Below are 11,411 nucleotides of genomic sequence, written 5' to 3'. Positions count from 1 at the left end.
GCACGATCTAATATAGACGGATGACAGCCACTCCGGTCAAACCGGCCAAGTCAATGCGCATGGAAATGAGCGCTTACGGTAACGCCATGGCTCGTAATCTCCAACGCGGGGCTTCTTCACCCGTCGCATCAGCAGAAGTCGCGCGATCCTGACCGGAGATGCCCAAGTTCGGTCTCTTCGTGAGGCCTCATCGTGGAGCAGCCGTTCTCCAATGAGAGCCGTTGCGTGATAGTGACCGAAGGTTGAGGGGCAGTCACGCCCCCTTGGGTACTGGAGCAGGCCGCCGCAAAGAGTACAGGTGATACGCCAGCCGAGAAGCTGATTTCGAATAACGACTCTCGGTTCCGTCCTTGCAAGATAACACGTTGTACAAGACTGCATCGGCTCCTTCGCAATCAGGCACCGAGACGGCTCCGCCACATTCGTGAAGGTGGTTTGGCGTATCGTTTCCGGATCGGCGCAGAGCATGCGTGCCAGGCGGAGGACCTGATTGTCGTTGAGATTAAGATCGGCGGCGCGCAGCGATGGCGTCTCTGGGAGGCAATGCCGAAGCATAGCCAGGGGAGGGACACCATAGAAATCGGCATGCCGAGCGACCCACGACGACAGTAGCTCATCGGTGCAGGGAGCTAGCGTTACCGGCAACTGCCGAGGGGCCTGTATGTCATGCGAAGGCGGCTTCCGCATCGAACTCCGGCTCCCATCTCTCAACAGCTGCGTCCGTAATTCTCTCTTGGCCGCTTTCAATGGCGTCGATGGCGAGGGTGTTTACGATATGAAAGAGGTTCGCGGTGATCCCTTCGGATATCTGCAACATCCGCCGTAGCGATTTGGCGGTCAACACCGACGGCTGTCGTAGCGGCGTGTTGCGCAGGATCAAAGCGATCAGGATCTCGAACTGCTCGTTGGCAGCCCAGCGGCTTAGTGTGAACTGTTCAAAGCGGCGGGCCAACTGCACATCACCGCCGATGGCTTCGCGGGCGTCATTGACGCCAAAGCAGACGAGGGAGATCTGAAGACGGTTGCTGAGGAAGCGCAAGGTGTTGAGGACGATGCGTTGCTCGCGATAGGTTCCGGCGAGGATATTGTGCACCTCGTCAATCACGAGCACCTGAACGCCGATCGCCTCCATGATGCGCATCGCCGCCTGCTCCATCTGGGCGATATCGGCGCGTGGCCGTTGCGGTGCGCCGAGAAGGGTTAGCAGTTCGGCGTAGAACCGTCGTTCGCCGGGTCGGCTAGTCATTTCCATGGCCAGAACCGGTGTCTTCAGCTTTCCGGTAAGAGAACTGAAGCTCGGTGGATGCTGATCACGGAAACGCTTCATTATCATCGTCTTTCCCATGCCGCTGTCGCCGTAGATGGCGAGCGAAGGCATGCGTGTGCCGCGGGGGTGATCGAGCAGTTGGTTGAGCCGTTCAAGCACCTGCTTGGCGCGCGGATAAACCAGCCAGCGGCGTGATCTGATAGCTCTGATGCGCTGCGCGTCTGTCTGCGCAAGCAAAGCCGCGGCGTTTGAGGTTAAGTGGGAGATTTCCGTGTTCATGCCAGTTCACTCCGTGTCCTCGTCGAAGGCCACAGGTTTGCTGGAGTCTACCCCGCGAAGCGACCCCCATCCGCCGTCTTCCACTCGCGTTTTTTGACGGCTTGCAGGACCGCGTCGGGCGAGTGCCGTCTTCTTGACTGCTGCCTCGACCAGCTTGCGCTGCTCAACTGCCGTGCCGACTATGGTGCGGGTGTCTAGTTCCCGTCGCCCCTTTGTCAGCAGCGCGCGGCGCGCCGCCAGTGCCTCGTGCAGTGTCACCGAGGGCAAGGTAACGTCGGCATAGCGGGCTTCCACGAAGTTGCCGGACGGGCGCCGGACGAAGACGCGAGCCATATCCCGTGGGTCGTACTTTACAAGGAGACGCCGGTTAGAGCGCCCAACATCGGCGGTGAGGGCAGCTGACCAATAACGCAGCCCGAACAGGTGAATCCCGGTTGGTCGCAGCGTGCGTTCCTGCTCGGGCAGGAACGTCAGCCAGAAACGCATCCGGTCTTGGGGAAGTCGAAGCGGTATCACGTCCTCGTGCTCCCGCCATACTGCAATGGGCGGTCGGCCTAGGCTGGCGTGTATCGAATGGTGATAGGAGCCCACAATGTCGAGCGCGATGTAACGCTCGAGCTCGCGCAAAGTGAGTGCCGCATGTCGCTTAGAGTCGTATTCGCCAAGCTCCTGAGCGTTGCTGAACGTCGTGCCGGGCAGCAGGTGGAGTTTTCCCATCTGCGTCCCAATCAGACGCTCGATGTGTCCACCGAAGCGTGGCTCCCCTGGCGGCCGCCAGTCGATCGCGATGCCGGCATCCTGGCATCCCCGCTTGAAAGACTGGCTCCTAAAATCGGCGCCGTTGTCGACGTGTAAGGTATCTGGAAAACCTGCGACGGGCCATGCCTCGCTGATCTCCCGTTCACGCAGCCAAGCTGACTTGTCAAAAACGGAATGCAGAAGGCAAAGACTGGTCGAAAGGCGGGAAGGGGCATCCATCGTGAGGTAGAAGCCCGTCACCATCCGGCTGCAGACATCCATCGCCAGCGTCAGCCAAGGCCGGCCGATCGGCTGCCGCGTTTCCTCGTCAACGACAAAGATATCCGCTTTCGTATGATCGACCTGCACGATCTGCAATGGCCGGGAGGCGGCTAACACCCCGGGAACAGCACGAGTGTTCTTGACGATTTTGGTTTCGCCGCGCCGTTTGGCCCGCTTCTGTAGATCGATGTCTTCGAGTCGAGCTTTGATTGTTCGGCGATGGGGCGGCCGAAGTCCAGCGGAGATGCAGTTCGTCTGCACATCCCGGACCAGCTGTGTAAATGACGCACGATTGCGGGTAAGGTAGTACCGGCTGATCGTCGTCCGAATGATCTCCTCCCGCCTGTCATCTAGTACCCGATGGCCTCCTGGTCGGCCGGGCTTGCGCTCCACCAGGCTCATCACGGTCCCGCCGGCCCGGAATAGCTTGATGAGGCGGTATGCAGTCGCTTGACTGATTTCGAGCTCGGTCGCAAGCAGCGCCACATCCGCCACCGACATCCTGCCAGTGCGGCTTTTCAGAAAGTCTCGAATTGCGTCTGCGCGCCGGCATGCTTCATCCCAAAGCGCTTCGTCAACTTCGTCAGGGAAGGCGTCACTCACAGCAAGATACCGTCCATTTCCTCGGTAGACTGATTCTCACATTAAGTGATCAGATTTATGCAAAATTCTCAAGTTAAGTGCTTATTCTCAAATTAAGTGCCGCGCTATCCCTCTGAAATTGCTGCGACGGATTCTTGGGGTTAAGTGCAAAGCGACAGAAAGGGTGGATTTGCCGGCAAAGCCGCAGAGAAGAACGGAGGCGGCGAGGCTCTTGAAAAACTGGCGGCGGTTCATCTCTCATCTCCACGGGTTATCGATGGGATGAGGCTACCGGGAAGGACCCGTGCGATATTGTAGAAAAACGCAAACCTTCAGGTGGGACGAGCTGGGAGCCGGGCGTGAGCGAACCGCCGCCCTGACTTCGGCCAAATCCAGCATTTTCTTCGGTAAACAGAGCAGCCCGCCCGGTGAGCTTTCAAATTAGATCCCGAAAACAGGCCAGGTTCAGGTCCCGACAGGCATCGGCTCGTGGAAACTGGAACAAGAACCGGCTAAACGGGTTATGATGGTTCCACAAGACGGAGAGGTTGTTAGGAAAGAAAGCATGACAAGATGCGAAATAACTCACCGGCGGGCGACCATTGGAAGGCGCACGCTGTTTCTCCGAGAAGCGGGACCGACCGACGCTCCCGTCCTGCTCCTGCCGCACGGATACCCATGTTCCTCCTATCAGTACCGGAGGCTAATGCCGGCGCTTGCCGATCGGTGGCGCACCGTTGCCTTCGACTGGCCAGGTTTTGGCTACAGCGACACGCCTGATCCCGCCGAGTTCGGCTATGACTTCGACGCTTACGCCGAGGTGCTCAACGACGTCGCTGAGGCGCTCCGTCTGGAGCGCTACGCGCTCTGGCTCCACGACTACGGATCGCAGATCGGTCTGCGGGATGCCATCGCCCACCCGGAGCGGATCGCCGCGCTGATCATCCAGAACGGCGACATCTATGAAGACGTGCTCGGTCCAAAATACGAGACGATCAAAGCCTGGTGGGCCGACAAGTCCCCCGAGAAGCACCGCCCTCTCGAGGAGGCCGTTAGCGAGGAAGGGTTTCGTAAAGAGTTCGTCGGTGAAGTCTCGCAGGAGGTGGCAAGCCGGGTTCCTCCCGACCTTTGGAAGCTGCATTGGCCGCTCATGGACACTCCGACACGCAAAATGGTGTCAGTCGGCCTGATGGAAAAGCTGGAGCAGAACCTCGACTGGTTCCCGCGCTATCAAGCCTATCTGCGCCAGCACCACCCCCCGACGCTGGTGGTGTGGGGTCCGCAGGACGGGTACATGCCCGAAGCGTCGGCGCGAGCCTATCAGCGCGATCTCCCGGAGGCCGACTTCCACATTCTCGACGATGCGGGCCATTGGCTGCTGGAAACGCATTTCGAGCAGGCGCTACCGCTCGTCCGCGGCTTCCTCTCTCGGACGCTCCGATGATCTCGCCTCTAAACGAAACTCGAACGGAAGGAGACAGACATGGTGACAAAGCCCACGATCGCACGAATCTGGCGCGGCCGTACGCGTCGCGACGTCGCCGACAGCTACGAGCCTTACTTGCGAACCGAGGGCATTCCTCCGCTTCAGGAGGTCGCCCTCGGCGTCCAGCTCTTCCGGGAGGACCGCGACGAGGAAACCTGGTTCACGGCTATCTCCTACTGGCCTGACATCGAGGCAATGACCGCCTTTACGAAGGGCGATCCGATCAAGGTTCATCATCTCAATCGCGACGCGGAGTTCCTGATCGAACTGCCGGAGCGCATTGAGCTGCATCGAATCCTGGTGCACGATCCGAGCCTTCGTTGAGTAGGTCTACGGTCTCAGCCTGTCCGCGACGACCTTCGACCACAGCGGAATTCGCATCGCATTGGTGCAACCGCGCCGATCAGAAGAACGAAAGCTACTACGATGTCACTGCCCCATCGGATTTCTGGCAACCTGGCTCTGGATCTCGCCAACACCATCAGTTGGCGTAACACGAGCCGGGAGGTCGACCATCTGGCAACATTCGATAACGTCGTGGCATGGTCGAAAGATGTCGGCCTGATCGGCGATGACTTTGTCTTATCACCGAGTGAGCAAAAGACGCTGTACGAGCAGGTGCTTGCGCTCCGCACTGCGATCCGTGGCGCGGGATCGGCGATCGCGAATGATCTCGATCCGTCGCGGCCAGACTCGGACGTCATCCGCGACATAGCCGCGTTGGCCCTGTGCCAGGCGTCGCTTTCCGGAACGCCGTACACGTTGCATTTTGAGGGCATTTATCGTGTGACCGGCGCCATCGCATGGTCCGCGCTCGACCTGCTTCGGGGCGAGGAACTGTCCCGACTAAAGCAATGTCCACCCGATGATTGTCACTGGCTGTTCATCGACCGGACAAAGAACGCTTCAAGGCGCTGGTGCGACATGGGCACGTGCGGCAATCGCGCCAAAAAGAAGGCGCACAGAGCCGCGCTTTAGCCTGAAGCATTCCATGAGCAGATAACGGGACCCTGGATTGTATCAAACCAGGATGAGAACCAATGATTACCTGTGGGTTGGAGTACCGCATTGATTGGACGAAGCAGGCGGAGTTCGAAGCTTGGTGCAGAATGTGGCTTGAACTCATCCCCGAGTTTGGAGGCGTCCATCATGGGCACTTCCTGCCTAGCGAGGGACATAGCAATGTAGCGCTCGGCCTATTCTCGTTTCGATCCTTGGCCGAATATGAATCTTACCGGATCAAAGCGAAATCCCATCCCGGGGCGCTCTCGGCAGACCAGTATAAGGCGGAGACCGGCTGTGTCCGCTCGTGGGATAGCAGGTTCTTCACCCCGCTTTTCCCCAGCCAGAACATGCCGAACTGGTGCTTGCACACAACGGGGGTCTCATCGTGAGCGGGAGCGCCTCGACACGTATCGTGCAATACCATTTGCCGGTCTTCACCCTCGACATCGAGGAACTGAAACGACGTGCCGAGGGCACACGCTGGCCGAGTTCCGTCTTTGCCGACGACTGGAGCCGCGTCCTGCCCAGGACTTAGCTGCTCAACCGTCTGGCTATACTGGCTGACCAATACGGCAGCATCGTCCGCAAATTCTTACTAGGAGGTCCGGAAAACGACGATGTTCTCCCCCGTCATTGACCGAAGTTCCAACAGGGATGCTGTATTCCCAACCGATTCCGGTCTGCAGCACCGCGCTGACCGGGAGTTCGACGTCGTTCATTGGAATCAATATGACCGCGGCGGACATTTCGCAGCCATCGAAGCTTCTGACCTCTACGCCGCTGATCTAGTGGATTGTTTTACTCGCTTCAGCGCTTATGAAGATCAACCGGGAAGGAGAGGAGGGTCGCGTGCCCACAGCCAATCCCGTTCCTAGAAGGGAAGATCCAGAATATATGCCCCAGATGGCCATAGCGAATAGGGAGATGAGACATGCGGGTGGTGCTGACGGGAAGTTCTGGGCGGGTAGGCCGTGCCGTTTTCAGCGCCTTAGCAGGAAAGCACCATGTGGTTGGGATCGACCGGACGCCTTCTTCGACTACGCATCTGGTCGGCGATTTTACTTGTCAGCCGCTCCTGCAAACGGCTCTGAAAGGAGCGGACGCGGTCATCCATGTGGCTGCGCTTCATGCTCCACATGTAGGGATCGTTCCAGACGAAGAGTTTCGACGCGTCAATGTCGAGGGGACGCGGCTTGTTGCCGAGTTGGCCGCCGCAGAAGGGGTGAAGCGACTGGTGTTTACTAGCACCACGGCTTTGTATGGATATGCAGTGGCCCCCAATTCCTGCACCTGGATAGATGAAAATACCGTCCCGCAGCCGAAAAGCATCTACCACCGAACGAAACTCGAAGCGGAGGGTGTGCTTGAAAACCTTGCGTCCCCATCACTGACGGTTCGCGTATTGCGGATGTCGCGGAGCTTCCCTGAACCCGGTGACCTGATGGCGGCTTACCGCTTACATCGGGGGATCGACGTGCGCGACGTGGCAGATGCTCATTTACTGGCACTGATGAATGAAGGGCAGTGCTTTGAACGCTATATCATTTCCGCGGCTACCCCATTCGATCCTCATGACTGCGAGCATTTATCTACCGACGCGCCATCTGTTATTAGCTTGAAGTCACCGGCGCTTGTCGCGGCATTCGACCAGCGGAGTTTGAGGCTTCCGACGTCCATCGATCGTGTCTACAGTTCGACGTTGGCTCAAGTGAAACTTGGCTGGCGCCCACGCTTCGACTTTGAGGAAGTCCTGGCGCAGATGGATAGGCGAAGTCTTGAAGTCTTGCCTCCGGGTGCGGTCATCAACACGAAGCCTGAATAAACCGCGGGGTCTTCGGTGGGAGCGACCGCTTTCGGCCCGAGAGACGTTATCCGCTCGTTGAGGCTATACGTTGGGGAGGGATCTGGCCTACCCTCATGAAGAGAAGATGGTCAGTCATCGTTCTGTGCCGGCTCCCACAATTCGACTGGATTACCTTCGGGCATGAACTGGGGCAAAACGGCCTACCTCCGAGTCCAGTCATCCCGCGTTTCCACGGGGATTTTCACTTGCAGTCAAGTTGGCAATGAGCCCATTGAGATCATCAACGCGGAAATTGACCATCCATTGTTGCTCCGGCCGACGAAGTAGCGGGTGTCCTTTGCGAAAGGACCGAATATTGTCATCCCGCCCTCCTGCTGCCACACCGATTTGTGAAGGTCATCAAGCCCCGCACGGACTGCTCGGATGACGGCAGAGGCGGCTTCCGATCGCATGGGCGCTGATGGCTACCGATAAATCTGCCGAATATTCCTCACCGAAGTTCAGCGCTTCTAGGTGCTTGGCGAACCATCCACGTGCCTTCGGCAGGAAGATCTGAGTAGCGAATGGTAGCTTTCTATCGCCGTGGGAGCTCGTCAGCGTTTGACTACATGCCCGGCCTCGTGTTCGATGCTGCGGTGCCGCAATAAAAAGCGGAGCCCTGAATATTCGCTGCTGGAGATGACATGGACCGGGACGAGCAGTTGGCCTTGTACCATCGGTATCTTGAGCTTTGTAACCAGCACAAGTTCGAGGAGCTAGGTGAGTTTGTTTCTACAGATGTGGGCGGTTCGACCGAAGGCCTGGCCCACTATATCGCTGGTTGTGTCGGCGTTGTCGCCGCGTTTCCCGATTACCGGTGGAGTTTACAACATGCCTTTGTCGACAGAGACTGGCTCGCTGCTCGCCTGATAGGCACTGGCACACATGTCGGCTCCTTCCGTGGCATACCGCCAACTGCGCGGGTCATCCGCACACAGGAGCTGGCGTTGTATCGCTTTGCCGAGGGAAAGATCGCCGAGTGCTGGGGAGATCTCCACACTTCAGTCCGCGACGAGCTATTGTCCGGCAGTTAACGTCGCTAATAACAGACGCATACCCCGCACAGACGAATTCTGCCGCTATCCGGCACTCAGACTGGCGTAACACCGGCAATAATCGGTCATCGCTGAGAAGCGCTGACGAACCCTAATGGGTTAGAAGCTTCTTGGTAAGGCAGGCCTGGCAGCAGCTTCGGCGTGTACTCGATGCGCGATTCATCGCGCTAAACCGAGACGACATTGTTATCGCCTGCGTTGGGCAAGGGAATTGGAACCGTGCACTGGAAGCTTGTGGATACAGAAGCCGTCGCTGTCTTCCTGACTAGGACGCTTCTCCGGAAACGGCTGCGGCCAGCGCCCTGATCGCCGCCGCGTGAGCCGGTGTCCTTGCACGGGAAAAAAGAACAATCTGCGACGTTGGTAGCCGCGGAAGCCCGAGCTCGGGGCCGCGGTCAGGCAGACCGCGCGCGCAGATGTCCCCCATCGGCGCGACACCAGCCCCGGCAAGCAGCCCTTCGTGCAGTGCCGCACAGCTTCCAGCGATGAAGGCGTCGCGCCAGTCGACGCCTGCCTTTTGCAGTTCCGTCGAGGCGATCTGGCGAACGCCACAGTCCATGCCCAGCGACACCAATGGAATGGGGCTGTTGGAGCGTGGTCGCCACTCAGGAGTGGCCCGCCATCCTAGCCGGTCTGTGCGCAGTACTTCCGCTTCGCTACCTCCGCCGTTGCGCCTGATGAGGGCCGCGTCAGCGGTGCCCGACGAGAACGCCTCTTTGACATGACGGGAAAAGCCGACGGTTACCTCGATAACCGCATTGGCTGGAAGCGCCGCACGCACCGCTCGTATGGCCGATGACAGACGGCTTCCGATCGCATGGTCGCTGACGGCAAGCGAGAAGTTCACCGGAGTTTCCTCACAGAAAGCCAGCGCTTCCTCGTGCTTGGCGAGCAGTTCACGCGCCTTAGGCAAGAAGATCTCACCGTCATTTGTCAGCCGCAGGTATCGCGGCGTCCGGTCGATCAACCGCTTGCCGAGGCGTTGCTCGAGGGTCTTGAGTTTCTGGCTGACGACAGGCTGAACTGTGCCCGCCGCTTCGGCCGCCTTCGTGAGGCTTCCGAATTCGACTGAGAGAATGAAGAGGCGTACACTTTCAAGATCCAACATATGAAATCGCTATGGACAGAATAGTTTAAGCTATCTTCTCACTATGATGAGGTTCGCGCAATATCCTCCTGCAACAAGGAGACACGCGATGCCAATGATCAAAGCCCGCTTCATCAAGTCCCGCGATGGTCGCAACCACAAACAGCAGGTCGCAGAACTGCTTTCCCGTCTCACGGCTGAAATATTGCATAAAGACCCCGCAGTTACCTCGGTGCTGATCGAGAGCGCTGATCCCGCCGATTGGTTCGTCGGCGGGGCAAGTACTGGCGACCAGCAAGTAGGGACGTTCTACGTCGAGGTCTCAATCACCGAGCACACCAACACCAAAGACGAGACGACCGAATGGGTGCGGCGCGTCTATGACGGTATGAACCACCTGGTCGGCCCAGCGCATGAGGCAAGCTACGTCCTGGTCCACGCCGTTGATGGCGACGCCTACGGCTATGGCGGACTCAGTCAGAACCTGCGTTGGGCGAGCAGGCAACGATAAAGCAGGCAACCGGGCCAGCAGGTCGCGACAGGGAGCAAGAAATGCCGATTTACGAATTGGCGGCCGTTGGCGCTGCAGCCTGCTGGGCGCTGACAGCACTGCTCTCGGCTGGTCCGGCCAGCCATCTGGGCGCATTGGTCTTCAACAGGACCCGGCAATTATTTGTAGCACTTCTGCTTGGACTGTATGTCCTTGCAACCGGCTCATGGCGCGAGCTGCAGCCCGACGTGCTATGGCCGCTGCTCCTCTCCGGCTTCGTCGGCATCTTCGTCGGCGACACCCTGTTGTTCACATGCTTGAACAGGTTGGGACCGCGGCGATCTGGTATACTGTTTGCACTCAATGCACCGATGGCCGCTGTCCTAGGATGGATCGTGCTTGGCGAGCAGCTCTCTGTGGCCGCCATGGCCGGAATTGGCGTAACATTTTGCGGCGTGCTTCTCGCGATCCTGTTCGGAAAGCGCCGCAATCAGTTGCACCACTGGGAAACGATAAGTGGGCCGCTCTGGCTCGGCATTCTGGTTGGCCTGCTGGCAGCTTTAAGCCAAGCCGTTGGCTCTCTGATCGCTCGCCCGGTGATGGCGACCGGCATCGATCCGGTTGTCGCCTCAATGGTGCGCGTGGCTGTTGCCGCGCTCTGCCTTACAACGGTGAGCCAACTGCCGATGGCTGCCTTCAAGCCGAAAGGAGCGTTAACAATGAACGTGTTCTTGCAAACGGCCTTAACCGGCGTCATTGCCCTGGCCGTTGGGATGATGTCGCGTTGCACTTAACCGTGAGAATGCGGCCGCTTTGGTCCGGCTTGGCAGTTAACTTGAGAATTTGCCTTGTGAAGATTAGCTGCAGTTGTGATGACGCAGTTGATAGGTCCGGCCAGCAGAGCCGGCCACAGATGCAGGGGCAGAATTGGACTTGCCGACGTTGGTAGGCTTTGCCGTTCAACGACATCATCGAGATCAGGAATGAGCGCGCCTAGTACCCGATAACGCCATGGCTGCTTCGTCAACTTCGTCAGGGAATGAGTCACTAACAGCAAGACACCGTCGATAGCCTCGATCGTCTGATTCTCACATTAAGTGCTCAAATTCATGCAGAATTCTCAAGTTAAGTGCTCATTCTCAAATTTAGTGCCGAGCTATCCCTCTGAAATTGCTGCGACCGATTCTCGGGGTTAAATGCAAAGCGACAACAGCGCTCCGGCTGACCTGCCACTGAACTTTCATCCAGCGGCAGTTAGAGTCTCGACCGTTTCTGTTACGCCGTTTGGCGCGGGTTG

12 protein-coding genes and 2 pseudogenes are annotated in these 11,411 nt (G+C 58.4%); 9 read left to right on the top strand and 5 right to left on the bottom strand.

All coding sequences use genetic code 11. The annotated features are described in order from the left end of the window. Positions 1-36: 36 nt before the first annotated feature. The 3 genes from MUU54_RS23990 to MUU54_RS23980 are packed head-to-tail and all read right to left on the bottom strand — an operon-like array spanning position 37 to position 3,169. Positions 37-687, bottom strand: a complete 651-nt coding sequence (locus MUU54_RS23990) for a TniQ family protein (protein WP_247246458.1) — start codon at positions 685-687, stop codon at positions 37-39. Then, the gene (locus tag MUU54_RS23985) at positions 665-1,546 is read right to left on the bottom strand and encodes a TniB family NTP-binding protein (RefSeq protein ID WP_247246457.1); all 882 of its coding nucleotides are present in this window, start codon (positions 1,544-1,546) and stop codon (positions 665-667) included. The genes MUU54_RS23990 and MUU54_RS23985 overlap by 23 nt, the downstream gene beginning before the upstream one ends. A 6-nt stretch (positions 1,547-1,552) precedes the next feature. Next, positions 1,553-3,169, bottom strand: a complete 1,617-nt coding sequence (locus tag MUU54_RS23980; protein WP_247246456.1) for a TnsB C-terminal domain-containing protein — start codon at positions 3,167-3,169, stop codon at positions 1,553-1,555. A gap of 544 nt (positions 3,170-3,713) precedes the next feature. Between MUU54_RS23980 and MUU54_RS23975 the strand changes: the two genes are divergently transcribed. The 6 genes from MUU54_RS23975 (at position 3,714) to MUU54_RS23950 (ending at position 7,461) form a co-directional block, all read left to right on the top strand. Next, positions 3,714-4,592: an alpha/beta fold hydrolase gene (locus MUU54_RS23975; RefSeq protein ID WP_247246455.1), complete on the top strand. Its 879-nt coding sequence runs from the start codon at positions 3,714-3,716 to the stop codon at positions 4,590-4,592. A gap of 39 nt (positions 4,593-4,631) precedes the next feature. Beyond that, positions 4,632-4,958, top strand: coding sequence for a hypothetical protein (locus MUU54_RS23970; protein WP_247246454.1), 327 nt, complete (start codon positions 4,632-4,634; stop codon positions 4,956-4,958). A 102-nt stretch (positions 4,959-5,060) separates the two neighbouring features. Beyond that, the gene (locus MUU54_RS23965; RefSeq protein ID WP_247246453.1) at positions 5,061-5,612 is read left to right on the top strand and encodes a CGNR zinc finger domain-containing protein; all 552 of its coding nucleotides are present in this window, start codon (positions 5,061-5,063) and stop codon (positions 5,610-5,612) included. A 62-nt stretch (positions 5,613-5,674) separates the two neighbouring features. Then, positions 5,675-6,028 (top strand): NIPSNAP family protein, encoded by a 354-nt coding sequence (locus MUU54_RS23960; RefSeq protein ID WP_281433461.1) that lies wholly within the window; start codon positions 5,675-5,677, stop codon positions 6,026-6,028. Continuing rightward, complete coding sequence (locus MUU54_RS23955; protein WP_247246452.1) at positions 6,025-6,174, top strand: hypothetical protein; 150 nt, start codon at positions 6,025-6,027, stop codon at positions 6,172-6,174. Before MUU54_RS23960 ends, MUU54_RS23955 begins: the two co-directional genes overlap by 4 nt. Before the next feature lie 396 nt (positions 6,175-6,570). Next, complete coding sequence (locus tag MUU54_RS23950; protein WP_247246451.1) at positions 6,571-7,461, top strand: NAD-dependent epimerase/dehydratase family protein; 891 nt, start codon at positions 6,571-6,573, stop codon at positions 7,459-7,461. 110 nt (positions 7,462-7,571) lie between these two features. On the opposite strand, the pseudogene MUU54_RS24700 reads toward MUU54_RS23950, so the two are convergent. Beyond that, a pseudogene (locus tag MUU54_RS24700) lies at positions 7,572-7,895 on the bottom strand (VOC family protein). A 231-nt stretch (positions 7,896-8,126) separates the two neighbouring features. Here MUU54_RS24700 and MUU54_RS23945 point away from each other — a divergent pair. Continuing rightward, the gene (locus MUU54_RS23945; RefSeq protein ID WP_247246450.1) at positions 8,127-8,516 is read left to right on the top strand and encodes an ester cyclase; all 390 of its coding nucleotides are present in this window, start codon (positions 8,127-8,129) and stop codon (positions 8,514-8,516) included. 286 nt (positions 8,517-8,802) lie between these two features. Here the strand turns inward: MUU54_RS23945 and MUU54_RS23940 are convergent, their stop codons facing one another. Beyond that, positions 8,803-9,645: a LysR family transcriptional regulator gene (locus tag MUU54_RS23940; RefSeq protein WP_247246449.1), complete on the bottom strand. Its 843-nt coding sequence runs from the start codon at positions 9,643-9,645 to the stop codon at positions 8,803-8,805. 88 nt (positions 9,646-9,733) lie between these two features. Between MUU54_RS23940 and MUU54_RS23935 the strand changes: the two genes are divergently transcribed. Continuing rightward, on the top strand, positions 9,734-10,135 hold the full coding sequence (locus MUU54_RS23935; RefSeq protein WP_247246448.1) for a tautomerase family protein: 402 nt from the start codon (positions 9,734-9,736) through the stop codon (positions 10,133-10,135). 41 nt (positions 10,136-10,176) lie between these two features. Continuing rightward, positions 10,177-10,890, top strand: a pseudogene (locus MUU54_RS23930) (DMT family transporter); the annotation flags it as partial. Positions 10,891-11,411 lie beyond the last annotated feature (521 nt).

Source organism: Pseudorhizobium tarimense (assembly GCF_022968135.1).
GTDB lineage: Bacteria > Pseudomonadota > Alphaproteobacteria > Rhizobiales > Rhizobiaceae > Neorhizobium > Neorhizobium tarimense.
The sequence above is the reverse complement of the archived record's forward strand: the minus strand, read 5'-3'. Positions and strand labels throughout refer to the sequence as shown.

Excerpts from the sequence above, each read along its gene's own strand:
- MUU54_RS23990 (WP_247246458.1), bottom strand. The coding sequence starts at position 687 with ATGCGGAAGCCGCCTTCGCATGACATACAGGCCCCTCGGCAGTTGCCG.
- MUU54_RS23985 (WP_247246457.1), bottom strand. The coding sequence starts at position 1,546 with ATGAACACGGAAATCTCCCACTTAACCTCAAACGCCGCGGCTTTGCTT.
- MUU54_RS23975 (WP_247246455.1), top strand. The coding sequence starts at position 3,714 with ATGACAAGATGCGAAATAACTCACCGGCGGGCGACCATTGGAAGGCGC.
- MUU54_RS23970 (WP_247246454.1), top strand. The coding sequence starts at position 4,632 with ATGGTGACAAAGCCCACGATCGCACGAATCTGGCGCGGCCGTACGCGT.
- MUU54_RS23965 (WP_247246453.1), top strand. The coding sequence starts at position 5,061 with ATGTCACTGCCCCATCGGATTTCTGGCAACCTGGCTCTGGATCTCGCC.
- MUU54_RS23960 (WP_281433461.1), top strand. The coding sequence starts at position 5,675 with ATGATTACCTGTGGGTTGGAGTACCGCATTGATTGGACGAAGCAGGCG.
- MUU54_RS23950 (WP_247246451.1), top strand. The coding sequence starts at position 6,571 with ATGCGGGTGGTGCTGACGGGAAGTTCTGGGCGGGTAGGCCGTGCCGTT.
- MUU54_RS23945 (WP_247246450.1), top strand. The coding sequence starts at position 8,127 with ATGGACCGGGACGAGCAGTTGGCCTTGTACCATCGGTATCTTGAGCTT.
- MUU54_RS23940 (WP_247246449.1), bottom strand. The coding sequence starts at position 9,645 with ATGTTGGATCTTGAAAGTGTACGCCTCTTCATTCTCTCAGTCGAATTC.
- MUU54_RS23935 (WP_247246448.1), top strand. The coding sequence starts at position 9,734 with ATGCCAATGATCAAAGCCCGCTTCATCAAGTCCCGCGATGGTCGCAAC.